22 protein-coding genes and 1 riboswitch are annotated in these 25413 nt (G+C 71.1%); of the genes, 13 read left to right on the forward strand and 9 right to left on the reverse strand.

What is annotated here, in order from left to right:
* Positions 1–199: 199 nt before the first annotated feature.
* From hpaH to AC0L6F_RS05860, 5 genes are all read left to right on the forward strand, one after another.
* Positions 200–985, forward strand: a complete 786-nt coding sequence (gene hpaH / locus AC0L6F_RS05840; protein WP_259612430.1) for a 2-oxo-hept-4-ene-1,7-dioate hydratase — start codon at positions 200–202, stop codon at positions 983–985.
* Positions 970–1773: an HpcH/HpaI aldolase family protein gene (locus AC0L6F_RS05845; protein ID WP_274637738.1), complete on the forward strand. Its 804-nt coding sequence runs from the start codon at positions 970–972 to the stop codon at positions 1771–1773. Before hpaH ends, AC0L6F_RS05845 begins: the two co-directional genes overlap by 16 nt.
* A 32-nt stretch (positions 1774–1805) precedes the next feature.
* Positions 1806–2366, forward strand: coding sequence for a hypothetical protein (locus tag AC0L6F_RS05850; RefSeq protein ID WP_274637737.1), 561 nt, complete (start codon positions 1806–1808; stop codon positions 2364–2366).
* Positions 2367–2487: 121 nt separating this feature from the next.
* On the forward strand, positions 2488–2874 hold the full coding sequence (locus tag AC0L6F_RS05855; RefSeq protein WP_274637736.1) for a YciI family protein: 387 nt from the start codon (positions 2488–2490) through the stop codon (positions 2872–2874).
* The gene (locus AC0L6F_RS05860; protein WP_473539523.1) at positions 2847–3914 is read left to right on the forward strand and encodes an RNA polymerase sigma factor; all 1068 of its coding nucleotides are present in this window, start codon (positions 2847–2849) and stop codon (positions 3912–3914) included. The genes AC0L6F_RS05855 and AC0L6F_RS05860 overlap by 28 nt, the downstream gene beginning before the upstream one ends.
* A gap of 348 nt (positions 3915–4262) precedes the next feature.
* Here AC0L6F_RS05860 and AC0L6F_RS05865 read toward each other — a convergent pair whose 3' ends face one another.
* The gene (locus AC0L6F_RS05865; protein ID WP_259612433.1) at positions 4263–5141 is read right to left on the reverse strand and encodes a bifunctional methylenetetrahydrofolate dehydrogenase/methenyltetrahydrofolate cyclohydrolase; all 879 of its coding nucleotides are present in this window, start codon (positions 5139–5141) and stop codon (positions 4263–4265) included.
* Positions 5142–5339: 198 nt separating this feature from the next.
* Entirely contained in the window at positions 5340–6614 is a 1275-nt protein-coding gene (glyA, locus tag AC0L6F_RS05870) for a serine hydroxymethyltransferase (RefSeq protein ID WP_473539524.1), read from the reverse strand.
* Between the two features lie 49 nt (positions 6615–6663).
* A riboswitch (ZMP/ZTP riboswitch) is annotated at positions 6664–6746 on the reverse strand.
* A gap of 68 nt (positions 6747–6814) precedes the next feature.
* Between glyA and AC0L6F_RS05875 the strand changes: the two genes are divergently transcribed.
* The 6 genes from AC0L6F_RS05875 to AC0L6F_RS05900 all read left to right on the forward strand — a co-directional run bounded on the left by AC0L6F_RS05875 (position 6815) and on the right by AC0L6F_RS05900 (position 14322).
* A complete protein-coding gene (locus AC0L6F_RS05875) occupies positions 6815–8461 on the forward strand; it encodes a family 20 glycosylhydrolase (protein WP_473539525.1) in 1647 nt (548 codons plus the stop codon).
* Between the two features lie 2 nt (positions 8462–8463).
* Positions 8464–9603 carry an N-acetylglucosamine-6-phosphate deacetylase gene (gene nagA / locus AC0L6F_RS05880; protein WP_473539967.1) on the forward strand — a complete coding sequence of 380 codons (1140 nt, stop codon included), beginning with the start codon at positions 8464–8466 and terminating at the stop codon, positions 9601–9603.
* 637 nt (positions 9604–10240) lie between these two features.
* On the forward strand, positions 10241–12103 hold the full coding sequence (locus AC0L6F_RS05885; RefSeq protein ID WP_473539526.1) for a sigma-70 family RNA polymerase sigma factor: 1863 nt from the start codon (positions 10241–10243) through the stop codon (positions 12101–12103).
* Positions 12104–12167: 64 nt separating this feature from the next.
* Positions 12168–12542: a YrdB family protein gene (locus AC0L6F_RS05890; protein ID WP_473539527.1), complete on the forward strand. Its 375-nt coding sequence runs from the start codon at positions 12168–12170 to the stop codon at positions 12540–12542.
* A complete protein-coding gene (locus AC0L6F_RS05895) occupies positions 12539–13915 on the forward strand; it encodes an FAD-binding oxidoreductase (RefSeq protein WP_473539528.1) in 1377 nt (458 codons plus the stop codon). The genes AC0L6F_RS05890 and AC0L6F_RS05895 overlap by 4 nt, the downstream gene beginning before the upstream one ends.
* A complete protein-coding gene (locus AC0L6F_RS05900; RefSeq protein ID WP_473539529.1) occupies positions 13912–14322 on the forward strand; it encodes an NUDIX hydrolase in 411 nt (136 codons plus the stop codon). Before AC0L6F_RS05895 ends, AC0L6F_RS05900 begins: the two co-directional genes overlap by 4 nt.
* A 209-nt stretch (positions 14323–14531) precedes the next feature.
* On the opposite strand, the gene AC0L6F_RS05905 is transcribed toward AC0L6F_RS05900, so the two are convergent.
* The 6 genes from AC0L6F_RS05905 to AC0L6F_RS05930 all read right to left on the reverse strand — a co-directional run bounded on the left by AC0L6F_RS05905 (position 14532) and on the right by AC0L6F_RS05930 (position 20834).
* Positions 14532–15311, reverse strand: a complete 780-nt coding sequence (locus AC0L6F_RS05905) for a glucosamine-6-phosphate deaminase (protein WP_473539530.1) — start codon at positions 15309–15311, stop codon at positions 14532–14534.
* A complete protein-coding gene (locus AC0L6F_RS05910; RefSeq protein WP_473539531.1) occupies positions 15304–16245 on the reverse strand; it encodes an ROK family protein in 942 nt (313 codons plus the stop codon). The genes AC0L6F_RS05905 and AC0L6F_RS05910 overlap by 8 nt, the downstream gene beginning before the upstream one ends.
* 43 nt (positions 16246–16288) lie before the next feature.
* Positions 16289–17188, reverse strand: a complete 900-nt coding sequence (locus AC0L6F_RS05915) for a carbohydrate ABC transporter permease (RefSeq protein ID WP_259612441.1) — start codon at positions 17186–17188, stop codon at positions 16289–16291.
* Complete coding sequence (locus AC0L6F_RS05920; RefSeq protein WP_473539533.1) at positions 17185–18168, reverse strand: carbohydrate ABC transporter permease; 984 nt, start codon at positions 18166–18168, stop codon at positions 17185–17187. Before AC0L6F_RS05920 ends, AC0L6F_RS05915 begins: the two co-directional genes overlap by 4 nt.
* Positions 18169–18217: 49 nt before the next feature.
* A complete protein-coding gene (locus AC0L6F_RS05925) occupies positions 18218–19558 on the reverse strand; it encodes an extracellular solute-binding protein (RefSeq protein WP_274637724.1) in 1341 nt (446 codons plus the stop codon).
* A gap of 73 nt (positions 19559–19631) precedes the next feature.
* Entirely contained in the window at positions 19632–20834 is a 1203-nt protein-coding gene (locus AC0L6F_RS05930; protein ID WP_259612445.1) for an ROK family transcriptional regulator, read from the reverse strand.
* A 179-nt stretch (positions 20835–21013) separates the two neighbouring features.
* On the opposite strand from AC0L6F_RS05930, the gene AC0L6F_RS05935 reads away from it, so the two are divergent.
* Positions 21014–22426, forward strand: coding sequence for a L,D-transpeptidase (locus AC0L6F_RS05935; protein WP_473539534.1), 1413 nt, complete (start codon positions 21014–21016; stop codon positions 22424–22426).
* A gap of 91 nt (positions 22427–22517) precedes the next feature.
* On the opposite strand, the gene AC0L6F_RS05940 is transcribed toward AC0L6F_RS05935, so the two are convergent.
* A complete protein-coding gene (locus AC0L6F_RS05940; protein WP_473539535.1) occupies positions 22518–24737 on the reverse strand; it encodes an NADP-dependent isocitrate dehydrogenase in 2220 nt (739 codons plus the stop codon).
* A 164-nt stretch (positions 24738–24901) separates the two neighbouring features.
* On the opposite strand from AC0L6F_RS05940, the gene AC0L6F_RS05945 reads away from it, so the two are divergent.
* Positions 24902–25354, forward strand: coding sequence for a GNAT family N-acetyltransferase (locus AC0L6F_RS05945; protein ID WP_259612448.1), 453 nt, complete (start codon positions 24902–24904; stop codon positions 25352–25354).
* Positions 25355–25413 lie beyond the last annotated feature (59 nt).

A 25413-nucleotide genomic window follows, 5' to 3' on the forward strand; every position in this document is an offset into this window, starting at 1 on the left:
GCGCGAACACCGGTCCCTGAGCGAGCGAACTCGCTTCCCCAGGTCCCTGAGCGAGCGGACTCGCTTCCCCAGGTCCCTGAGCGAGCGGACGCGCGCTTTACAGGTCCCTGAGCGAGCGGACGCGCGCTCTACAGGTCCCTGAGCGAGCGAAGCGAGACGAAGGGCCGGTAACCTCGAACAGCCGAAGAAGGAGAACAGGATGCTGGACCCCGACACCATCGCGCAGATCGCCGACGAGCTGGCCGAGGCCGACCGTGCCAAGACCGTCATCCCCCGGATCACCGCACGGTATCCGGACGCCACGATCGAGGACTCGTACGCGATCCAGGGCGTGTGGCGCGACAAGAACCTGGCGGCAGGTCGGCGCCTGGTGGGGCGGAAGATCGGCCTCACCTCCAAGGCGATGCAGGCGGCCACCGGGATCACCGAGCCGGACTACGGCGTGATGTTCGACGACACGGTGTGGCAGAACGGCGCGGTCATCCCGTTCGACGACTTCTCGAACGTGCGGATCGAGGTCGAGCTGGCATTCGTGCTGAGCCGCCCGCTGGAGGGGCCGGACTGCTCGCTGTTCGACGTGCTGCGGGCCACCGAGTACGTGACCCCGGCGCTGGAGGTGCTCAACTCGCACATCGAGCTGGAGGGGCGCACGATCGTCGACACGATCAGCGACAACGCCGCCTACGGCGGGATGGTGCTCGGCGGCATCCCGATGCGCCCCGACCAGATCGACCTGCGCTGGGTGGCCGCGATGCTGTATCGCAACGAGACGATCGAAGAGACCGGCGTGGCCGCCGGCGTCCTGAACCACCCGGCCACCGGCGTGGCGTGGCTCGCCAACAAGTTCCACCAGCACGGCGCACGGCTGGAGGCCGGCGAGATCATCCTGGCGGGGTCGTTCACCCGGCCGATGTGGGTGCATCGCGGCGACAGCGTGCTGTGCGACTACGGACCGATGGGAACCATCACATGTCGCTTCGCCTGACCTCGACCTTCCGCGACCGGCTGGCCGCGGCATCCCGCCCCCTCATCGGCATGTGGGCCTGCACGGGCAGCCCGGTGCTGGCCGAGGTGGATGCCGGCTCGGGCCTGGACTGGCTGCTGATCGACATGGAGCACGGGCCCAACTCGCTTCAGTCGGTGCTGGTGCAGCTGCAGGTGGTGGCGGCGTATCCGATCGCGCCGCTGGTGCGCGTGCCCGCCAACGACACGGTCGCGATCAAGCAGGTGCTCGACCTCGGCGCCCAGAACATCATCGTGCCGATGGTCGCATCGGCCGACGAGGCCCGCGCCGCGGTCGCGGCCACCCGCTATCCGCCCGCGGGCGTGCGCGGGGTCGGCTCGGCGCTGGCCCGATCGGCCCGGTGGAACCGGGTCGACGGCTACCTCGGCGATGGTGCGAGGCACGTGTCGCTGACGGTGCAGATCGAGAACGGCGCGGGGGTGGATGCCGCGGCCGAGATCGCGGCGGTCGACGGCGTCGACCAGGTCTTCGTGGGTCCGTCGGATCTGGCCGCCTCGCTCGGCCGGCTCGGGCAGCAGACGCACCCGGAGGTGGTGGATGCCGTGCACCGCACGTTCGCGGCGGTGCGGGCCGCGGGCAAGAAGGTCGGCGTGAACGCGTTCGACCCGGCCGCCGCGCAGGCCTACATCGACCGGGGCGCCGACTTCGTCGCCGTCGGCGCCGACGTGGCGATGCTCGCCCGCGCCTCCGAGGCGCTGGCGGCCCGGTTCCTTCCGGCCGCCGACCGCGCCGAGCGCGCCTCGTACTGACCCGAGGCGGCCGGTCGTGGCATCCTGAATCCATGAAGAAGTGGGTCGTGCGGTTCTGCTCGCTGCTGGTGTTCAACATCGTCGTGCTGCTGGTCATCGGCTGGCTGACGCCCGCGCACGTCGGATGGGCGGCGTTGTGGGCCGGCATCGTGATGACGGCGCTGGTGATCTGGGTCAAGCCCCTCGTCACGAAGTGGTTCCGCTCGATGGCGGCGCGGTCGGCCGCAGAGCGCACGAAGCTCGGCGAGAAGCTGGTGCAGGGCCTGCTGGCGGTGGCGGTCGCGTTCCTGGTCTGGATCGCGACGGTACTGCTGTCCGGCGTCCAGATCAGCGGATGGGTGTGGGGGTACGTGCTGCCGCCGATCATCCTGCTGATCGGCTGGTGGATCTACGACCTGATCGACGACAAGGTCGAGGCCCAGGCATCCGCTCTCTATGACAAGGCCGGTGGCGGGCGCTCGGCCGGCGCGGATGCGGCGGGGTCGACGCCGTCGGAGGCCGAGCAGCTCGGACGGGATGAACTGGCCGGCGGTCCCGGCGACGGCCTGACCCCGGAGCAGCGCAGGATGCTCGACGATCTCGGCAAGGACTGATCCGCCGGCGCGGTGTCGATGACCAGGTGTCGATGACCAGGTGTCGATCGGCGGCGTGCTGTCGATCTGGGGCGTGCTCGTTCGTCATCATCACGTCAACACCCCTGAGGAAGGACGGATCATGCGTTACACCCTTCTCCTGCAGTACCCCGAGATGACCGCCGCCGAGCTGGGCGCCGAGGCGCTCGCCGACGGCATGCGGGCCTTCGCCGCCTACGCCGAAGCGCTGGACGCGGCCGGTGTGCTGCGCAGCGCCGAGGTGCTGCATCCCTCGTCGATGACCACGACGGTGCGGCGGCGCGACGGCGAGCTCCTCGTCCAGGACGGGCCGTTCGCCGACACCAAGGAGCAGCTCGGCGGCACGTTCGTGATCGAGGTCGATGACCTCGACGCCGCGATCGACTGGGCCGGAAAGGCACCGGCGGCACCGTGGGGCGCGGTGGAGATCCGTCCCACCGCGACCCGCTTCGTGGACGGCGCATGGTCGGGCACGACACCCGTGCAGTGAACCGGGCCGCCGAGGCGCGGGCGGTCGCCGAGCGCACCGCCCGCGCCTCGTACGGCCGACTCGTCGCGCTGCTGGCCGCCGGCACAAGAGATCTGGCGCTCGCCGAGGACAGTCTCGCCGACGCCTTCGAGCGGGCGCTGCGCACATGGCCCGCCACCGGCGTGCCGGACAATCCGGAAGGATGGCTGCTCTCCGTGGCCCGCAACCGAAGCCGCGATGCGCTCGGGTCCGCCGCACATCGCACCAGCATCCCACTGGACGACGCCGTCGCGTCGGTCCTGCGGGACGGGACCGACGTGGCGGGCATGGTCGAGCGCACCGAGGCCATCCCGGACCGGCGGCTGGAGCTGCTGTTCGCCTGCGCGCATCCGGCCATCGCCCCCGACATCCGCACCCCGCTGATGCTGCAGGTGGTGCTGGGATTCGACGCCGCGCAGGTCGCCGGTGCGTTCGGCGTGGAGCCCGCGACCATGTCCCAGCGCCTGGTGCGGGCCAAACGCAAGATCCGGGACAGCGGCATCCCGTTCTCCGTGCCCAGCCGCACCGATATGCCCGCCCGCACCGACGCCGTGCTCGAGGCGATCTACGGAGCGTATGCCATCGACTGGCTCGATCAGGGCGAGCGGATCCGTGAGTCCATCGCCGACGAGGCGCGCTGGCTCGCGGTGCTGACCGCGACGCTGCTGGACACGGATGCCGAGGCCTGGGGGCTCGCCGCATTGCTGACCCTCGCCCAGTCGCGGGCGCCCGCGCGGGTCGGCGACCCCTGGCCGCCGTTGGACGAGCAGGACACGACGCTGTGGTCGCCGGAGCTGATCTCGGAGGGCGAAGCGCTCCTGCGGCGGGCCGCCGCGCTGAGTCGGCCGCTCGGACGGTTCCAGCTCGAGGCGGCCATCCAGTCGGTGCACTGCGACCGCGCCCGCACGGGTGTGCTCGACCGGGCGACGCTGGTCTCGCTGTACCGGGGCCTGGTCACCGTGGCTCCGACCGCCGGGGCCCGCGCCGCGCTGTCCGCGGCCCTCGCCGCCGGCGGCGAGTGACGCGTCGTCGTCCCGGGAGGCGGGTCGCGGCACTGTCCGGCGCCGTATTCTCCCCGGCGATCAGGGACAGTCAGCCCCGATCGGGACGGCCACTTCATACGGCTCACTGCCCGCCGGTGTCACGGCCAGCGTGACGCAGCCGAGGCCGGGAACGAGGACGACCGAAGGGTAGGCGCCGATCGCGTCGCAGGCCGGTTGGCCAGCCAGGTCCGTGATCCGGACGGCTGACGGCCGTTCAGATCGCAGGAAGGCCTCGCAGTCCCGGGCACGTCGCACGGCGTGTCGCCGGGTCTGTGCCAGATCTTCCTGCGATCCGAACGGCGGGCGCGGCCGGGCAGCGGAGAAGTCTCAGGCGGACCGCTCGGCCGCCTCGACCACGTTGGTCATCAGCAGCGCGACGGTCATCGGCCCGACCCCGCCGGGGTTCGGCGAGAGGAAGCCGGCCACCTCGGCCACGGCCGGGTCGACGTCGCCGAACACGGTCGACTTGCCGGTGTCCGGGTCGGTCTCGCGGGTGACGCCGACGTCGAGCACCGCGGCGCCGGGCTTGACATCCTCGGCCCGCACGATGTGCTTGACCCCGGCGGCGGCCACGATCACATCCGCCTGACGCAGGTACGACGGCAGGTCGACCGTGCCGGTGTGGGTCAGCGTCACCGTCGCGTTGATCTCACGGCGCGTCAGCAGCAGCCCGATCGACCGGCCGATCGTCACGCCGCGGCCGACGACGACCACGTGCTTGCCCTTCAGGTCGTAGTCATTGCGCAGCAGCAGCTCGATCACGCCGCGCGGCGTGCACGGCAGGGGCGTGGAGATCGGGCCGTTCACATTGAGCACCAGCCGACCGAGGTTCGTCGGATGCAGGCCATCGGCATCCTTCGCCGGATCGATCCGCTCCAGGATCGCGTCCGTGTCCAGGTGCCCCGGCAGCGGCAGCTGCACGATGTAGCCGTGGCAGGCGGGGTCGGCGTTGAGCCGGTCGATCTCGGCCTCGACGTCGGTCTGGGTGGCATCGGCGGGCAGCTCGACCTGGATGGAGTTCATCCCGATCGCCTCGGACTGCCGGTGCTTCATCCCCACGTACAGCTGCGAGCCCGGGTCGGCCCCGACCAGCACCGTCGCGATCCCGGGGGTGATGCCGCGGGCCTTGAGCGCGGCGACGCGCTCGGTCAGCTCCGCCTTGATCTCCGCCGCTGCGGCCTTGCCGTCCAGCTTCTGCGCTGTCATCGATCTTCTCCTCGTCGATCTCGTGTGGTCCCGGTGAGAAACGCCGGCTCGGTTCAGAAACGCTGCAATGCGCCGTTTCTCAGCCGGAGTGTCGTTTCTCGCCGTCAGTCCCGGGTGTCACCGCGGCCGCAAGGGCCAGGCGGATACCTATGTTGATAGTGATATTACGGGGCGGATGCTGTGGACGCCAGGCCCGGCCTACTGCTGCAGGTCGGGATACAGCGGGAACGCCGCGGCCAGCGCCGCGACGCGGCCGCGCAGCGCGGCGACGTCGGGATTCGGCAGCAGCGCCTGGGCGATCACGTCGGCGACCTCAGTGAACTCGACGTCGCCGAACCCGCGGGTGGCCAGCGCCGGTGTGCCGATGCGCAGACCCGATGTCACCATCGGCGGGCGCGGGTCGTTCGGGACCGCGTTGCGGTTCACCGTGATGTGGATGTCGTGCAGCAGGTCCTCGGCCTGCTTGCCGTCGATCTGCGCCTCGCGCAGGTCGACGAGCACCAGGTGCACGTCGGTCCCGCCCGATCGCACGGCGATCCCGGCGGCCGCGACATCCGGCTGCGACAGTCGGTCGGCGATGATCCGCGCGCCCGACAGCACGCGCTGCTGGCGCTCGGCGAACTCGGGACTCGCCGCGAGCTTGAAGGCCGTGGCCTTCGCGGCGATCACGTGCATGAGCGGGCCGCCCTGCTGGCCGGGGAACACGGCCGTGTCGATCTTCTTCGCCAGGGCGGCGTCGTTGGTCAGGATGAACCCCGATCGGGGGCCGCCGATCGTCTTGTGCACGGTGGACGAGACCACGTGCGCGTGCGGGACGGGCGAGGGGTGCAGGCCGGCGGCGACCAGACCGGCGAAGTGCGCCATGTCGACCCACAGGATCGCCCCGACCTCGTCGGCGATCGCCCGGAACGCGGCGAAGTCCAGCTGCCGCGGGTAGGCCGACCAGCCCGCGATGATCACCTTCGGCTTGTGCTCGATGGCCAGACGCCGCACCTCATCCATGTCGATGAGCGAGGTCTCGGGGTCCACCCCATAGGCGACGATGTCGTAGAGCCGGCCGGAGAAGTTGATCTTCATGCCGTGCGTGAGGTGGCCGCCCTGGTCCAGCGACAGGCCGAGCAGGGTGTCGCCGGGGCGGGCGATGGCATGCAGCACGGCGGCGTTGGCGGTCGCGCCCGAGTGCGGCTGGACGTTCGCGTAGGCCGCGCCGAACAGGTCCTTGGCGCGCTGGATCGCCAGCTCCTCGGCGACGTCCACCACTTCGCAGCCGCCATAGTAGCGCCGCCCGGGGTATCCCTCGGCGTACTTGTTGGTCAGCACCGAGCCCTGCGACTGCAGCACCGAGACGGGCACGAAGTTCTCGGATGCGATCATCTCGAGGTACGAGCGCTGGCGGTCGAGCTCGCGGTCCAGCACTTCGGCGATTTCGGGGTCGACCTCGGCGAGCGGGGCGTTGAAATAGCGATCGGTCATAGCAGTCTCCTCGACTCGGCAGTCACCGGAACAGCACGGAATTGAGTTCCACATCGGCCCAGGCGTGCGGTCGAATGCCGGTCGGTCGCTCCCCGGTGGTTGCCCACCTCAACGCCAGTTGCGACATCCCGAGCATAACGGATGTCGCGGTCGGCACGCGTGCCTTGTCGGCGCAATCGGCATTTGTTAGTGTTCCTTACATGACTGCCCTGGTGCGCATGACAGCCCTGGTGCCGATTCCGGCCGCGCAGACGACGGATGCCGCGGCCGACCCGTTCGTCCTGACCGACGCCACTCGCCTGGTGGCGGTGCCCGCCACTCGCGGGACGGCCGAGCTCGCGGCCTCGGCGCTCGCACCACATGTCGGCCGCACGCTCGAGATCGTCGCGGACCGCGACACCCGCCGCGGTGACATCGTCCTGGCGCAGCTCGCCCAGGGAGCGCCCGAGACATACACCCTCATCGTCGACGCCGACGGCGTGCGCATCACGGGCGGCGATGAGGCCGGGCTGTTCTACGGCGTGCAGACGCTGGTCCAGCTGCTCGCGACGTCCGCCGCGACATCCGCGCAGGCATCCACGGCGACGTCTCCCACGGCATCCACCGCGACATCCGCCGCAGCATTCGCGCAGGCATTTACCGCAGCATCCACCGGCACGTCCGTCACGATCCCGGCCACCCGGATCGAGGATGCGCCCCGGTACGCGTACCGCGGCGTGATGCTGGACGTGGCCCGTCATTTCTTCCCCGTCGAGGTGGTGTGCGGCTACATCGACCGCGCCGCCGCCCTGAAGTTCAACGCGCTGCACCTGCACCTCACCGACGACCAGGGCTGGCGGATCCAGGTGCCGTCCCGGCCGGAGCTGACCGAGCGCGCGTCCGGCTCGGCGGCGAGCGGCGACCCCGGCGGCTTCTACACGACCGAGGACTATGCCCGGATCGTCGCGCATGCGGCCGCGCGCCACATGGTCGTCGTGCCCGAGATCGACGGCCCGAGCCACACACATGCCATCGGCCTGGCCCACCCCGAGCTGATGGAGCCGGTCGTGATCACCGACCAGGTCACCGAGGTGGTGGACGCGTTCGGGGGCGGCATCCCCATCCAGGGAGAGCCCTACACCGGCTTCGCCGTCGGATTCTCGTCGCTGAAGACCCGCTCCGAGCAGACGTATGCGCTGCTCGCGGACGTCTGCCGCGACCTGGCGGCGATGACCCCGGGGCCGTACCTGCACGTGGGCGGAGACGAGGCCCTCGGCACCAGCGACGCGGACTTCGCCGAATACATGCGGCGGGTCACGGCGATCGCCGCCGACCTCGGCAAGACCCCGATCGCCTGGCACGAGGCGGGCGCAGCGGCGGGACTGGCCCCCGGCACGATCGGCCAGTACTGGGGATACGTCTCCCCCACCGACGGCATGGACGACAAGGCGCGCGCGTTCCCCGCCGGTGGCGGACGGGTGATCCTCTCCCCCGCCGACGCGGTCTACCTGGACATGAAGTACGACGCCGACAGCCCGCTCGGCCTGACCTGGGCGAACGGCCCGACCAGCGTGCGGCGGGCATACGACTGGGAGCCGACCGCGGTGATCGCGGGGCTGGCAGACAGCGACATCCTCGGGGTCGAGGCACCGCTGTGGACCGAGACGCTCCGCACCGCCGCCCACCTCGACGCCCAGGCGTTCCCGCGCATCGCGGCGGCCGCCGAGATCGCGTGGTCGCCGGCCGCTGCCCCGGAGCGCGCATGGGCGTCCTTCCGGGAGCGGGTGGGGATGCTGGGGCCGCTGTGGACGGCTGCGGGGATCGGGTTCTTCGCCTCGCCCGAGATCGAGTGGTCGGCGTCCCGGTGAGCGTGGACCGCGTCATCCACTCCGCTCGTCTGATCGACGAGGGGCAGATCACGGACGACGCGTGGGTCGCGATCCGCGACGGACGGGTTGCCGGATGCGGCACCGGCGACGGCTGGCGCGACCTCGCGCCGCACGAGGCCGACGACGCGGGCGGCGGATGGCTGACCCCGGGCTTCGTCGACATCCATGGGCACGGCGGCGGCGGGGCGGCGTTCGACGACGGACCGGCCGCGATCGCGACCGCGCGTGCCGTGCACCGTGCGCACGGCACGACCCGTGCGGTCATCTCGCTGGTGACCGCGTCGATCGAGGCGATGGCCGAGCGGGCGGCCATGGTGGCCCGATTGGCGGCCGAGGACTCGACGATCCTCGGCTCACACCTGGAGGGTCCGTTCCTGGATGTCGGGCACAAGGGCGCGCACACCCCGTCGCTGCTGCAGGCGCCGGATGCGGCATCCCTCGACCGTCTGCTGGATGCGGGCGTCGGCACGATCCGGCAGCTCACGCTGGCACCGGAGCTGGCCGGTGGCATGGCCGCCATCGGGCGCCTGCGGGCGGCGGGGGTGGCGGTCGCGATCGGGCACACGGACGCCGACGAGACGACCGCGGCGGCCGCGTTCGACGCCGGGGCGACGATCCTCACGCACGCGTTCAACACCATGCGCGGCATCCATCACCGCGCCCCCGGACCCGTGGTGGCCGCGCTGAACGACGAGCGGGTGACGCTGGAGGTGATCGCCGACGGGACGCACGTGCACCCGGACGTGATCCGCCTGCTGACCGCGCGCGCGCCGGGGCGCGTGGCCCTGATCACCGACGCGATGGCGGCGGCCGGCGCCGCCGACGGGCACTACACGCTCGGCGGGCTGACCGTCTCGGTCGTCGGCGGGCGGGCCCGGCTGGCCGGCGACGGCGCGATCGCCGGGTCCACGCTCACGCAGGATGCCGCGGTCCGGCTCATGGTGCAGGAGTGCGGGATGCCGCTGCCCGACGCCGTGGCCGCGGCCACGATCGTGCCGGCCCGCGCGATCGGCGTGTCGGACCGGTTCGGGTCGCTGCGGCCGGAATCGGCCGCCGACGCGGTGCTGCTCGACGACGGCCTGGGCGTGCGGCGCGTGTGGGTGGACGGCCGGCCGGTCTGACGCGGCCCGGGCGGGCCTGACGCGGGGCCCGGGCGGGCCTGACGCGGGCCGGGCGGGCCTGACGCGGGCCGGGCGGGCGGGGCCCGGGCGACGCGCGCCCCGGCTGGTGGAGCGGCCCTGGGCGTGACGGGCCCGGCGGTGACGCGCCTCGGGATCGTACGATCTGGCCGACTGAACATCATCCTGGGCCGAAATTGATGTGCACTCGGCCAGATCGTACGATTTCGACGAAGGTGTGGAGGGGGTGGGCGGGGCCCGCGCTCCCGCCCCCAGGGGCGCGCGGACCCCGACCCTGCCGGGCACCGAGGCGCCCGGCACCTGGCTCCGTTCCCCAGCCGGACACAGGCCGAGGGGTGAAAGCGCCGCCCCCGGCGCCATCACCCCTCGTCGGCTGCCTTCGAGGAGCAGCCCCGCTCGTCCTCCGCCCCCCGGTGGAGAACAAGCCGTCACTTCATGAGACGGACGGATGCCGGATTCATGACGCGACTCCCGGAGAAATCTCGACGAACCTCCGAAACCTCTGGTAAAGCGTGAAAAAGCCCTCCCCCGGATGGCGCGCGAGGGGCGCCCCCAACAGAATGGGAGACGCGCCGACCGCCCGAGCCGGTGCAGCATGCTCCGTCTTTCTGGGGGGACGATGAGAGGTCGACGCGCCGCGGACGCCGCACGCGCCCTGCCGGAGACGGCGGATGCCGACCTGGTCGAGCTGTCCCGCCTCGGCGACGGCGACGCCTTCGCCGAACTGTGGCGCCGACACCATGTGTCCGGCCTGGCGGTCGCCCGCTCGGTGACCTCGTCGCTGGATCCGGAAGACCTCGTCCAGGAGGCGTTCACCCGGATCTTCCGCACCGTCCAGCGCGGCGGCGGGCCCACCGGCTCATTCCGCGCCTACCTGTTCGCCAGCATCCGCAACACCGCCGCCGGCTGGGGCCGCGCCCGGCACGAGACCCCGTTCGACGAACTGGACGAGTTCGCCGATCCGGCGACCGGCGACGAGGCCGCGAACGATGCCCTCGATCGCGGGCTCACCCATCAGGCGTTCCGCAGCCTGCCGACTCGGTGGCAGGAAGTGCTCTGGTACGCCGAGATCGAGCAGATGAAGCCGGCCGAGATCGCGCCGCTGCTCGGGATGAAGGCCAACGCCGTCGCCCAGCTGGCCGTCCGCGCCCGCGGCGGGCTGCGCGAGGCGTGGGTGCAGGCGCACCTGCGGTCGGCGGCGGAGGGCTCGGACTGCCAGTGGACGATCGCCCGCCTCGGCGCGTACGCCCGCGGGACGCTCGGCACCCGCGATCGCGGCAAGGTCGACGCGCACCTGCACGACTGCGCGCGGTGCGCGATCGTGGCCGCCGAGGCGAAGGAGGTCTCGCACCGGCTCGCCCTCGTGCTGCTGCCGTTGACACTGGGCGCCGGAGCCACCGGCTACGCGGCCTGGCTGCAGCTGGGCTCGCCGGTGGCCGCCGTCGCCGCGATGCCGTCGGCCGTCGTCAAGGGTGCCGTGATCGCCGGCGGAGCCGCCGGGTCCGGAGCCGGGTCCGGAGCCGGGTCCAGCACCGCCGGGTCCGGGGCAGGCGGTGGCGCGGTATCGGGCTCCGGCGCGACGTCGGGCGCTGCCGGTATCGGCGCGGGAGCGATCGCGGGACTGGCCGCCGCCGGCGTCCTGGTGGCTGCGGCCGTCGCCGTGGGCGCGATCCTCGTGCCGCGCGTGCTCTTCCCGCAGCCCGGGGAGCAGCCGGCTGCAGCAGAGGCGATCGATCCGGCCGCGGCATCCGACACCGCCGCCGAGACGCCGGATGCCGCGACTCGCGTGCCCGCATCGACCGAGAGTGCGCCGGTCAGCGGGACGGAGCAGGTCCGCCCTCCGGCATCCGCGCCGGCGCCCGCTGACCAGCCGATCGCTCCGCCCGCACCGCGCGAACCCTCCCCGGCCGCGACGGATTCGTCGTCCACCGCGAGCCCCACGCCGACACCGCGCCCCACGCCGACACCCACCCCCACCCCGACTCCGACACCCACCCCCACGCCGACACCGACCCCGACCCCGACTCCGACTCCGACCCCGACTCCGACGCCCACTCCCACCCCTGGCCTCCCGGATGGCGTCCCCGTGGTCGGGCAGATCACGCGCAGCAGCGACGTCCAGTCGACCCCGCGCCTGTACACGCTGATCGTCCCGCTGACCGGCGTGACCGGGTCCACCGTGCGTGCGACGCTCGACAACGGGGTTACGAAGGATGTCGTCCTCGTCGGCGGATCCGGGACCATCACTGTGACCTCCGAGACGAGCTTCGACACCTCCGCGCCGTTCGCCGGCGTCACGCTGACGCTGCGCTACGCCGCCGGCGACGAGACCGGCGAGCCGCTTCCACTCGACCTCGGCGCCGAATGGGACGCCGCCCCGGACACCAGCACTGTCCCCGACGCCGGCACCGCCCCCACCGGCGCCGCACCCACCGGCACCGCTCCCACTGGCACCGGCCCCGCCGACGTCACGGCCGGCTGACCCGCTCCGACGACAGCCGCCGCCCCGCGGCATCCGCCCTCAGAGCCCCGCGTAGACTGAAGACATGTCCTCCCCCGACCACGCCGAGCCGGCCCCCGGGACCCGCGCCCCGCTGTCGGCGGTGGATGTCCTGGCCTTCGTGTGCGAGCTGTTCGCGTTCTTCACCCTGGCCTTCTGGGGTTTCGCCGGCTGGCCGTTCCCATGGAACATCGCGATGGGGCTGGGCCTGCCGATCGTCGCGATCCTGCTCTGGGCGTTCTTCGTCTCGCCCCGGGCGGTGCTGCGCGTGCACCCGTTCGTGCGCGCGGTGATCGAGCTGCTCGTCTACGCCGGCGCGACCATCGCCTGGTGGAGCATGGGCCAGGCCTGGGTCGGCCTCGTGTTCGCCGTCGTCGCCGTCACCACGGGCGTGGTCGCCGGCCGTCGCCGGTTCGCATGAGCCCGGATCGCGCGAGCTCCGAGGTCGTCGACCGGCTGCGCGCGGTCCTGGGCGATCGCGTCGACGTCACCGAGGCCGGCCGCTCCGCCGTCCGTGCGGACAAGTCGGGCCATGCGGCGGACGGCACTCCGCTGGCGGTCGTGCACGCGGCATCCGTCGAGGATGTGCAGCAGACGATGCGGATCGCCTCGGCCACCGGCACCCCGGTGGTCCCCCGCGGCGCCGGCACCGGCCTGGCCGGCGGCGCCAACACCGGCGCGGGCGAGATCTCGCTGTCGCTGCGCGGCATGGACCGCATCCTGGAGGTGCGCCCCGACGACCTGCTCGCCGTCGTCGAGCCGGGCATCCTCAACGCCGATCTCAACGACGCCCTCGCCGCGCAGGGGGTGTGGTGGGCGCCGGATCCGGCCAGCCGGTCGATCTCGACCGTGGGCGGCAACATCGCCACCGGCGCCGGCGGCCTGCTGTGCGCGAAATACGGCGTCGTGCGCGACGCCGTCCTCGCCCTGGACGTAGTGCTGGCCGACGGACGGATGCTGCACCTCGGTCACCGCAGCGTGAAGGGCGTGACCGGCCTCGACCTCACGTCGCTGTTCATCGGCTCCGAGGGCGTGCTCGGCGTCGTCGTCGGTGCGACGCTGAAGCTGCGCCGGCTCGTACCCGGCACCGTGCACACGATCGCGGCCACGTTCCCGGATGTGCGCGCGGCGGCCGCGGCATCCTCCGCAGTGACCGCGGCCGGCCTGCAGCCCTCGATCATGGAGCTGATGGATGCCACGTGCCTGGCCGCCGCACGCCGGCTGCTCGGACTCGACCCGGGCACGGACGACGCGCTGCTGACGATCCAGACCGACGGGGCGACATCCGCCGCCGAGGCTGACGCGATCGCGGAGGTGCTGCGGACCGCCGGCGGTGCCGTCGAGGTCTCCGGCGACCCGCACGAGGGCGAGCGGCTGCTCGCGCTGCGCCGGGCGATGCACCCGGCGATGGAGTCGCTCGGAACCACCCTGATCGAAGACGTGTCGGTGCCGCGCACCCGCCTGGCCGAGATGTTCGACGAGATCGCGCGGGTGGAGCGCGAGCACGGCGTCACGATCCCCACGGTCGCACATGCCGGCGACGGCAATCTGCACCCGAACTTCATCTTCGACGGCCCCGAGGTGCCGGCGCCGATCTGGGATGCTGCCGACGACCTCTTCCGCGCCGCGCTGCGGCTGGGCGGCACGCTCACCGGCGAGCACGGCATCGGCGTGCTCAAGCGACGCTGGCTGGCCGACGAGCTCGGGCACGATCAGTGGGACCTGCAGCGGCAGATCAAGGCCGTCTTCGACCCGCACGGGATTCTGAACCCCGGAAAGGTGTTCGCCCCGTGACTGCGACGATCCGCGTCAGTGCCGCCGTTGTGATGGATGCCGCGGGCCGGGCCCTGGTGGTGCGCAAGCGCGGCACCGCCTCGTTCATGCAGCCGGGCGGCAAGCCCGAGCCCGGCGAGTCGGCTGCCGCCGCGCTCGTGCGCGAGCTCGAGGAAGAACTGGGCGTGACGACGGATGCCGCGGCCCTGCGCGCGCTCGGAACCTTCACCGCCGCCGCGGCCAACGAGCCCGGCCACGACGTCGTGGCCGACGCGTTCGCCCTCACGCTGGATCCCGCCCAGGTCCGGGCCGCCGCCGAGATCGCCGAGCTGCGCTGGATCACGCCGGGCGACGCCGGGCATGTGCGACTCGCGCCGCTCAGCCGCGACATCCTGCTCCCCCTCGCCTGGGCCTCCCCGGTCGCCTGACCCACCCGCCCAGTCCGCCCGCCCAGTCCGCCCGGCCCGGTCCGCCCGGCCGGGCGATCCGCGTCCGCCCGGGCCGATCGTCCCGTCAGACGATCGCCGAAACATGGGATCCTTCGCGAAACCCAGTGGCAAGTCCCCGGTTTCGCGGCGTATCCCCGGTCTCGGCGATCTCGCGCAGCGCCGGGCCGTTCCGCGGGCGGCGAGGCGGGTTACAGGCCCTGCCAGGCGGGCTTGTTCTCCCAGGCGTGACGGTAGTAGTCGGCCAGGCGCAGGCGGGATGCCGCGGCCTCATCGACCACGACGCTCACCCGCGGGTGCAGCTGGATCGCCGAACCCGGCAGTGAGGCCGTCAGGGGCCCCTCGACGGCCCCGGCCACCGCCTCGGCCTTACGCTCGCCGAACGCCAGCAGAACCAGATGGCGCGCGCGCAGGATCGTGCCCAGTCCCTGGGTGATGCAGTGCATCGGCACCTGATCGATCGAATCGAAGAAGCGCGCGTTGTCGCGCCGCGTCTGCTCGGTGAGCGTCTTGACCCGCGTAACCGAGGCGAACGACGAGCCGGGCTCGTTGAAGCCGATGTGCCCGTCGGTGCCGATGCCGAGGATCTGCAGCTCGACGCCCCCGGCATCCGCGATCGCCCGCTCGTAATCCGCACCGGCGTGCTCGGCGCCGTCGACCGCGCCGTCGGGCGTGTGGATGCGCCGCGGATCGAGCCCGAGCGGTTCCACCACCTCGCGCAGGATCACGTTGCGGTAGCTCTGCGGATGCGTCGGGTCGATGCCGACGTACTCGTCCAGGGCGAATCCGCGCACCCGCGACACGTCCATGCCCGCCAGCCGCGCGGGCAGCGCCTGGTACACCGGCAGCGGGGTGGACCCGGTCGCCAGGCCGAGGACCACCTCCGGGTCCGCCTGGATCAGCGATGCGATCTCGTCGGCGACCAGCGCACCGGCGGCGGCTCGATCGGGGACGATGACGACTTCAGCCATGGGTGACGGCCTCCTGTGCTCTCGGGTCGAGATCCGGGGCGGCGCCGACCAGTGCGGCGCCGATCGCCGCTGCCGCGGAGCCCGCCGGCAGCAGCTCGATGCGCTCCCGCAGCCGCAGCGACCGCAGGAATTCGGATGCCTCGGCGCTGGCATCCAGCTCGGCGGCCACCCCGTCTCTGAGCCTTTGGGCCAGCGCGGTCAGTCCGCCGCCGAGCACCACCACGTCGACATCCGCAGTGAGCACGAGGATGCGCACCGCGGCGGCCACGCCGGCCATGAGGTCGGCGCGCAGCGCCCGGGCGGTGGGGTCGCCGGCATCTGCGGCATCCATCATGTCCCGCACCGGGATGCGACCCGGATGCCCCCACCGACGCGCGATCGACGCACCACCGGCGAGCGCCTCGATGCAGCCGCGCTGTCCGCAGCGGCACAGTGGTCCGTGCGGGTCGACCGAGATGTGCCCGACCTCGCCGGCGGTGCCGTGGCCGCCGCGCCACAGCCGGCCGTCGCGGACGATTCCCGCGGCGATGCCGGTGCCGAGGTTGAGGTAGGCCATCGTCTCACCGCGGGGTCCGTGGCGCAGAGCGTGGGCGCCGCGCGTGGCGGCCTTCACGTCGTTCTCCACCGCCACCGGGATCCCGAGCAGCGGCTCGACCGCGGCGGCCAGGTCGAGCTCGGTGACGCCGAGGTTGACCGCATGCACGACGTGGGTCGACCCGGGCAGCACCTGCCCCGGCATCCCCACCCCGACCGACTCGAACGTCGCCGGGTCCACCCCCTGCAGGCCGAGGCGGCGCACCGCCTCCACCACCGTGCGCACGACGCCGCCCGGCCCCCATTCGGTGGCCAGCCGGAGGCGCGCGGCGATCTGGCCGTCCGCTCCGATGGCCACGGCATCCGTCTTCGTCCCGCCGACGTCCAGCCCGACTCTCATCGGCCGCACTCCCGACGGGAGGCGGCTCTCGCCCACACGCCCATCAGCCCTTGACCGCCCCCGCCGACATCCCGGTCACGAGGTTGCGCTGGATGATGAGGAAGAAGATCACGGCCGGCAGCGAGAAGATGACGGACGCGGCCATCTGGGCGGCGTAGTCGATCGGCTGGTTCGGCACCGCGAACGAGGCCAGCCACACCGGCAGGGTGTACATCGTCTGGTCCTTCATGAACACGTAGGCGACCAGATAGTCGTTCCACGCGGCGATGAAGGAGAACACGCTGGAGGCGATCACGCCCGGGGCCACGAGCGGGAACAGCACGCGCCACATGATCGTCCAGGTGTTCGCACCGTCGACCTGGGCGGCCTCTTCGATCTCGCGCGGGATCGCCAGGAAGAATCCGCGCATGACCCAGATCGAGAACGGCAGCGTCAGGGCCACATAGGCGAGGATCAGCCCGATGTAGTGGTTGAGCAGCCCCAGCTGGTTGAACACGAGGAACTGCGGGATCAGCAGCGCCGTGCCGGGCAGCATCTGGACGGCGAGGATGAGCACCAGGATCAGCCGGCGACCGCGGAAGCGGAACCGCGAGAGCGCCGCCGAGGCGAACATCGCGAGCACGATGGCGAAGATCAGCGTCAGCGCGACGACGATCACCGAGTTCTTCAGGTTCGTGAAGAACGTGGTCTGCGTGAGCGCGTTGACGTAGTTCTGCAGGCTGGGATCGCGCGGCAGGAACTCCGGTGTCGCGTTGAGCACGTTCCAGGGCTGCTTGAAGGATGTCAGGACCATCCAGTAGACCGGGAAGATCCAGATCACCGAGACCACGAGGGCCAGGATGTTGCTGCCGGTGCGGCGCCGGCGCCGACGACGGCGGCGCACGACCGGCGTCGGGGTGGATGTCATGGTGCCGACGGGCTCGTCGGTGGTGATGCCGGTCACAGGTCCTCCCCGGAGCGCAGAAGCCGGCGGATGTAGAAACCGGTGATGATGAGAAGGATCAGCGTGGTCACGACCGAGATCGCGGCGCCCGTGCCGATCTTGAAGCTCACGAAGGCCTGCTTGAAGGTGAACACCCCGAGCGTGGCGGTGGTGTTGTCCGGTCCACCCTGGGTGACCAGCCAGATCTGGTTGAAGACGTTGAAGTCCCAGATCACCGACAGGATCGTGATGAGGATGAGGCTGGGTGCGATGAACGGCAGGGTGACGTTGCGGTAGATCCGCCACTCGCTCGCGCCGTCCAGGCGCGCCGCCTCGTAGTAGGCCGGATCGACCTGCGTCTGGGCCGCGTAGACGGTCAGCGCGATGAACGGCACGGCCTGCCACACGATCAGCAGCCAGATGCACAGGAAGCCGAGCCACGTGTTGGCGGCCCAGTTCGTCTGGGTCAGATCGCCGAAGATGCGCAGCTGGGTGAGCAGCCAGTTGATCACGCCGTAGCCCGGCTGGAAGAGCCAGTTCCACACCTGCGACGATGCCACGGTGGGCATGGCCCAGGCGAAGATCAGCGCGATGGTCAGGACGTACCGCATGACCGTGCCGAGCCGGGTGAGCAGGTTCGCCAGCACCAGGCCGATGACGACCGAGCCGAAGACCATGGCGGCGGTGAACCACAGCGTGCGCCACAGCGACGCCCAGAACTCCGGATCGGTGAAGATCTTGGTGTAGTTGCCGATGCCCACCGAGTCGTAGGCGCCGGTGATCACCGTGCGCGCGTTGGCGTCGGTGAACGAGAACAGCACGAGCAGGGCGATCGGCACGACGGTCAGCGCGATCATCACGAGCCCGGCCGGGGTGAGCATCACCCAGGGTGCGATCTGCCGGCGTGGCCGCCGGCGAGGGCCGCGTGGCCGCCGCGGCGCGTCGAGCGTCGCGGCGGCCACGCCCTCGTCTGCGGTCAGGGCCGCAGTCGGGGTGTTCATCGGTGTTCCTCCTGGGTTCCGAGGGAACCGAATCGGGGTGGAGCGGGAATCAGCCGTTCAGGGTGCTGTCCAGCGTGGCATCCATGTCCTTCGCGGCATCCGCGACCGACTTGCTGCCGCTGGCGACCGATGAGAAGAACTGCTCCATGTTCTTGTTGCCCTCGATGGTGCCCCAGCCGGCGGCACCCGGGGTGGCGCGGGTCACGCCGGACGCGTCGTAGAAGCCCTGCGTGAGGGTGGTCGCCTTCTTGGCCCACTCGGCGCCGAGCTCCTCGGTGTTCGGGATCCACGGCTGCGCCGCGAGCGCGTTCTGGATGTCGGGGCTCGCCGCGATCTTCGTCCACACCAGGGCGAGGTCCTGGTTGGGCGACTTCTGCGCGATGCCCCAGACCTCGCCGCCGCCGAAGTTGTGGGCGGCACCGGATTCGCCCGCCGTGTTGGGCAGCGCGAACGTGCCCAGGTCATCCTCGGCGATCTTGCCGTTGGAGCCGGATACGACCAGGCCGGCGTCCCACAGTGCGCCGATGATGGTCGCCGTCTTGCCGTCGGCCATGATCTGGTCCTCGTTCGGCTTGTCGGTGTTCAGCGTCTGGCTGGCCTTGCTCGAGTAGGCGTTCTGGAACGACTTGAACTCGTCCAGTCCCTTCTGCGATTCGGCGCTGGAGAACGAGCCCTTCCAGGTGCCGCCGTCGCTGGTGGCGATGTCTCCGCCGGCATCCCAGACCCAGCTCATTCCGGCGTACCAGAACTGGCCGGGCAGGTAGAACGGCGAGAAATCGCTCGCCGGGTTCTTCGCCTTGATCTTGTCGAGGTCGCTCTTGAGCTCGTCGTAGCTGGTCGGGGCCGAGGTGACCCCGGCATCCGCCCACATCTTCTTGTTGTAGATGACCGCGCGGTTGCCGACGAACGACGGGACCGCATACAGCTTGCCGTCGAAGGTGGCCGGGCCGGCGAGGGACTCCACCCAGGTGCCGCCCTGCTGCAGCTCGTCCTTGTACGCGCTCAGGTCCATGAGCCCGCCGGTGTTGGCGTAGCCGGCGACCTGCGTGTTGCCGATGTCGACGACATCCGGCGGCGTGGTGGTGCCCAGCGCCGTGGTCAGCTTCGTGGTGATGCCGTCCCAGGCCTGCACCTGGACGTCGACCTTGGCACCGGTCTGCTTCTCGAACTCGTCGTTGATCTTCTTCATCACCTCGTCCGAATAGTCGCCGGTCATGGCCCAGACGGTGAGCGTCTTGCCCGCGCCGTCGACCGTGCCGATGGTCTTGCTGGTGTCGGGCGTGGTGTTGTCGCCGCCGGTCCCGCCGTTGCCGGCGCTCGAGCAGGCGCTGAGCGCCAGCGCGGCCGCGATGCCGGCGGCACCGACCGCAACAATGCGTGATGTGCGCATTCTGTCTCCTTGTGCTTTCTCTTGGTGTGGACAGGCCGGGTGACCTATCCGGGGGGGGTATTGGAAGGGGTGTTCAGGACACCCCGAGCTGTTCGGACAGGACCATGACCGCCGCACCGCGCAGGACGATGTCCTGCCCCTGATCGGTCATGCGCACCCGGATGCCCTCGTGCACGACGGCGAGGGTCCGGGTCCGGAGAGTCTCGACGGCGGCCGCAGCCAGCGGCCCGTCGAGCAGTTCGGTGGGGCCGGACAGGACCACCTCCGACAGGTCGAGTGCGCCCACGACCGGCGCCAGGGCGATGCCCAGTCGCTCGCCCGCGTCGCGCAGCACGCCCTCCCGCGCGGCGTCGTCGGATGCCGCGGCCAGCCGCGCGGTCAGCGAGGGCGCCGAGATCCATGCCTCGAGGCATCCCACCTTGCCGCACGAGCAGACCGGACCGCCATCGGTCGCGACGGTCACGTGCCCGATCTCGCCGGCCGCGAAGCGGCTGCCGAGCATGGGGCGCCCGCCGGAGAGCAGGCCGGATCCGACGCCGCGCCCGACCTTGACGAGGATGACGTCATCGCCCGCTCCGCCGAACGTGTACTCGGCCAGCACCGCTGCGTTCGCGTCGTTGGCGACCACGACCGGCAGGCTCAGCGCCTCATGCAGCGCGCCCTCCAGATCGAAGCCGGTCAGCCCGAGGTTCGGCGCGGTCAGCACCACCCCGGCCGCGTCCACGACGCCCGGCGTGCCGACACCGACGCCGAGCACGGGCTCGTGCGAGTCCGCCACGAGCTCGCGGGCGAAGTCGACGATCGCCTGGACCACCGCCCCGCCGGCGCCCGGGTGCGGGATCTCCCGGCGCACGACGATGGTGCCGTCGAGGGTGAGGATGCCGCCGATGAAGCTCGTCGGCCCGGACAGGTCGAGGCTGACGATGCGGTGGCCGGTGTGGTCGAGGTCGACGAGCATGGCCGGCTTGCCGGGGCGCGAGACCTCGCGCACACCCTTCTCGGCGACCAGTCCGTCGGCGATCAGCTCGGCGACGAGGTCCGAGATGGTGACTCGGGTCAGTCCGGTCTCGCGGGACAGGTCGGCGCGGCTCATCGCCCCGCTGTGGAACAGGGTCTGCAGCACGAGCGCGCGATTGTGCGTGCGGGCGTGCTCGGGCAGGACCTTGACGCCGTGGCGCGGATGCCGCACCCCGGCGCCGAGTGCGTACGGCGCATTCGCGGACGGCGCGGCCGCCGGTGTGGGGGAAGCGCCACGTCGCGGCTCCGGTGCAGACATGTTTGTTAGTACACCTTACGAACAGCAGCCGCGCAACCCCGCCGGGTGATCTGCATAGGGAGTTTACAAAAATGTTATCTTCTCGTTGCACTCCGAGCCCGCCAGAGCACCTCGCGGTCTGGTCGCGCCGAAGCGGTCGACTATCATAAGACGCAGGGGTAACACAACCGGGGGGCCAGGTGAGCGAGACTCCGCGAGAGCCGGACGCGACCACGACGTCCGGCGACACCGCGTACGAGTGGGCGCCGACGACGCAGCGGCGCAAGCGCCATGTCGGCCTGTGGATCGGCACTCCGGTCGCCGTGGCCCTGGTCGGCGTGATCGCGGCATCCCTCGTCCTCATCGCACCCGGCACCGCGATCGCGGGCGTCCAGGTGGGCGGCATGACCCCGGGGGCCGCGGCCGCCGCCATCCAGTCGCAGCTGGAGAACACCACGGTCGAGCTGCACGGCGCGGGCGTCGACGCCACGCTGACCGGCGCCGACCTGGGCGCGAAGGTGGATGCCCGATCCCTGGCCGAGGCGGCCTACAGCGAGAATCCGATGTGGAAGATCGGCGCCTGGTTCTCCGGCGCCCGGCGCGCACCGGTCACGGTCGACGCGGCCACCGCGGACGCCGCGCTGCGCGCGGTGGCGCCCTCACTGTTCGAGGACCCGACCGACGCGACCGTCACGTTCGATGCGGACGCCGCGAAGTACGTCACCTCGCCGGAAGCCGATGGCACCGGCGCCGACCTGGACGCGCTCGCCACCGCTCTGCAGGACGGGTTCGCCGAGGGCCTGGCCACCGTCTCGGTGACCGCTGCGCCGGTGCCGGTGGCCGCGGCGATCTCCACCGACACCGCGAAGAAGACCGCATCCGCACTGAACACGATGCTCGGGAAGGTCGGCTTCTACGTCGGCGACGAGCGGACCGTGCCCGTCGACCGCGCGGTCGCGGCATCCTGGCTCACTGTCGCCCCGAAGGACGGCGCGTTCACGATCACCGCCGACGCGGCGGCCATCCAGAAGTCGGTCGACACGCTGGCGAAGAAGGTCGACCGCAAGCCGCAGAACGGCACCGAGATCACCGACACCGCCGGCAAGGTGCTGCGCGTTGACACCGAACAGCTCGATGGACGCACGCTCGGCGACACGAAGGGGGTCGCTGCGGCCTTCGCCGCCCAGCTGGCCGCCGGCAACGGCGTGTACAAGCTGCCGGTCGCCGTCGACAAGGCGAGCATGACGAAGATCTCGCGCAGCGCGGTCGTCGACCTCAGCGAGCAGCGCGCGTACTTCTATCAGAACGGCAAGCTGTGGCGCAGCTACCTGGTCTCGACCGGTGCGGCCGGGCACGCCACCCCGACCGGGTACTTCCGGGTGTTCGCGAAGGTGCCGATGCAGGACATGGGCTGCTTCGAGGGCGCCTCGTACTGCACGAAGAACGTGCCCTGGGTGACCTACTTCGCCCCGAACGTGGGCTTCCACGGCACCTACTGGCACCACAACTTCGGTCACGTGATGAGCCACGGCTGCGTGAACATGACCATCGACGTGGCCAAGTACATCTACGACTGGGCGCCGTACGGCATGGAGGTCACGGTCCAGCCGTAGGGCGACCGGCCGCCCGCACGCAGCCGGCCGGGCGCACACCGAACGTCAGAGGGGCGGATGCCGCAGCATCCGCCCCCTTCTCACACCTCGATCAGCTCAGGCCGTCGATGATCCGGTTCAGCGTCGGCGACGGGCGCATGACCTTCGCGACCAGTGCGCCGTCCGGACGGTAGTAGCCGCCGATGTCGACCGGCTCGCCCTGCACCGCCAGCAGCTCGTCGACGATCGTCTGCTCCTTCGCGGCGAGCTCCTCGGCCACCGGCGCGAACACGGCCGCGAGATCAGCGTCCACCGTCTGCCGGGCCAGCTCCTGCGCCCAGTACAGGGCCAGGTAGAAGTGGCTGCCGCGGTTGTCGGTGGTGCCGAGCTTGCGCCCCGGCGACTTGTCGTTCTCCAGGAACGTGCCGGTCGCGGCATCCAGCGTGTCGGCCAGCACCTGCGCGTGCGCATTGCCGGTGACCTGAGCGTAGTGCTCGAACGACGCCGCCAGGGCGAAGAACTCGCCGAGCGAGTCCCATCGCAGGTAGTCCTCGCTCAGCAGCTGCTGCACGTGCTTCGGGGCCGATCCGCCGGCTCCCGTCTCGAACAGTCCGCCACCGGCCAGCAGCGGGACGATCGAGAGCATCTTGGCGCTCGTGCCGACCTCGAGGATCGGGAACAGGTCGGTGAGGTAGTCGCGCAGCACGTTGCCGGTCACCGAGATCGTGTCCAGGCCCTGGCGCAGCCGCGCCAGCGAGTACCGGGTCGCCTCGGCCGGCGGCAGGATCGTGGTGGTCACGCCGCTCGTGTCCAGCTTGCCGAGACAGGTGGCGACCTTCGCGATCAGCTGCGCGTCGTGCGCGCGGTTCGCGTCCAGCCAGAACACCGCCGGGTCGCCGGTGGCGCGGGCGCGGGTGACGGCCAGGCGCACCCAGTCGCGGATCGGGATGTCCTTGGTCTGGGTCGCGCGCCAGATGTCGCCGGCGTGGACCTCGTGCTCGATGAGCACCTCGCCCTCGCCGCCCACGATCTGCACGCGGCCGTCCGCGGCGATCTCGAACGTCTTGTCGTGGCTGCCGTACTCTTCGGCGGCCTGCGCCATCAGCCCCACGTTGGGCACGCTGCCGATGGTGGCCGGGTCGAGCGGGCCGTTGGCGATCACGTCGTCGATCGCGGCCTGGTAGACCCCCGCGTACGACGAGTCCGGGATCACCGCGAGTGTGTCGTCCTCGCCGCCGTCCGCGCCCCAGAGCTTGCCGCCGTTGCGGATCAGCGCGGGCATCGAGGCATCCACGATCACATCGGACGGGACGTGCAGGTTCGTGATCCCCTTGTCGCTGTTCACGTACGACAGACGGGATCCGGCCGCCAGATCCGCGGTGATCGCCGCGGCGATCTCGTCGCCGCCCTCGACCGCGCCGAGTCCGGCCAGGATCGCGCCCAGCCCGTTGTTCGGGGTGAGGCCGGCGGCGGCGAGCCGGTCGCCGTACTTCGAGAACACGTCGGCGAAGTAGGCCTTCACGACGTGGGCGAAGATGATCGGGTCCGAGACCTTCATCATCGTGGCCTTCAGGTGCACCGAGTACAGCACGTCCTCGGCCTTCGCCTCGTCCAGGGTCTGCACCAGGAACGCGTCCAACGCCTGCGCGGACAGGAACGTGGCGTCCACGACCTCGCCGTCCAGCACCTTCAGGCCATCCTTCAGCGTGGTGACCGTGCCGTCCGCGGCGACGTGCTGGATCGACAGCACGTCGTCGCCGGCGATCACCACCGACTTCTCGTTCGAGCGGAAGTCGTCGCCGCTCATGGTCGCGACCCGGGTCTTCGAACCGGGGGCGAACGGCTTGTTCAGGTGCGGGTGCTTGCGGGCGTAGTTCTTCACCGCCAGCGGCGCACGACGATCGCTGTTGCCCTGGCGCAGCACCGGGTTGACCGCCGACCCCTTGATCCGGTCGTAGCGGGCCCGGACATCCTTCTGCTCCACCGTGGTCGGCTCGTCCGGATAGTCGGGGATGTCGTAGCCCTGCGACTGCAGCTCGGCGACGGCGGCCTTCAGCTGCGGGATCGACGCGGAGATGTTCGGCAGCTTGATGATGTTCGCCTCGGGCAGGGTGGCCAGTCCCCCGAGCTCGGCCAGCGCGTCGCCGACCTGCTGCTCCGGGGTCAGGTTCTGCGGGAACGCCGCCAGGATGCGCCCGGCCAGCGAGATGTCGCGGGTCGTGACGTCGACGCCGGCAGAGCCCGCGAAGGCCTGGATGATCGGCAGGAAGGATGCCGTGGCCAGCGCCGGGGCCTCGTCCGTGTAGGTGTAGATGATGGTGGATTCGGTCACCGCTCGCCTCTTCGTTCCGTTGCTCGACAGATTGCTCGTCAGGGTCGATCCAGCCTACCGTGCACGGCAATATATCTTGATATCGAGATATCTCGGATGCCGCGGCCCACGTCATCCGACGTCTCGGGAGTGTGCGTGTCGTGCTTTGCGGATACCCTGGCCGTATGGGTGACCTGCGACTGGTGGAACTGTCCGCATCGACGATCGTTGCGGTCAACAATTTCTCACTGAAGCCCGGCCAGGAGGAATTCCTGTCCCCGGTCAGCTACGGGATCGCCGCGACCGTCGTCAATCCGCAGACCTCGTGGCAGCGCGTCGGGGTCGACGGCGACGAGGTCGTCGGCTTCATCAGCGCGAACTTCGACGCCGACTTCCCGCAGGAGCATTTCCGCTCCGTGCTGTGGCGGATCAACGTCGACGCGGACGAGCAGGGGCGTGGGGTCGGCCGATTCCTCGTCGACGGGCTCCTGGACGAGGCGCGCGAGCGCGGCATGGACCACGTGGATGTCATCTACGAGGCCGGCAGCGGCGGCCCCGAGCAGTTCTTCCAGCGCGTCGGGTTCACCCCGGTCGGCGAGACGGAGTACGGCGAGGTCATCGCCGAGATCTCCGTCTAGCCTCGGTCCGTTTCGTCTCGTCGCCGCGCGCCCTTCGTCTCGCTTCGCTCGCTCAGAGA

This window comes from Microbacterium sp. G2-16M, from assembly GCF_055809115.1.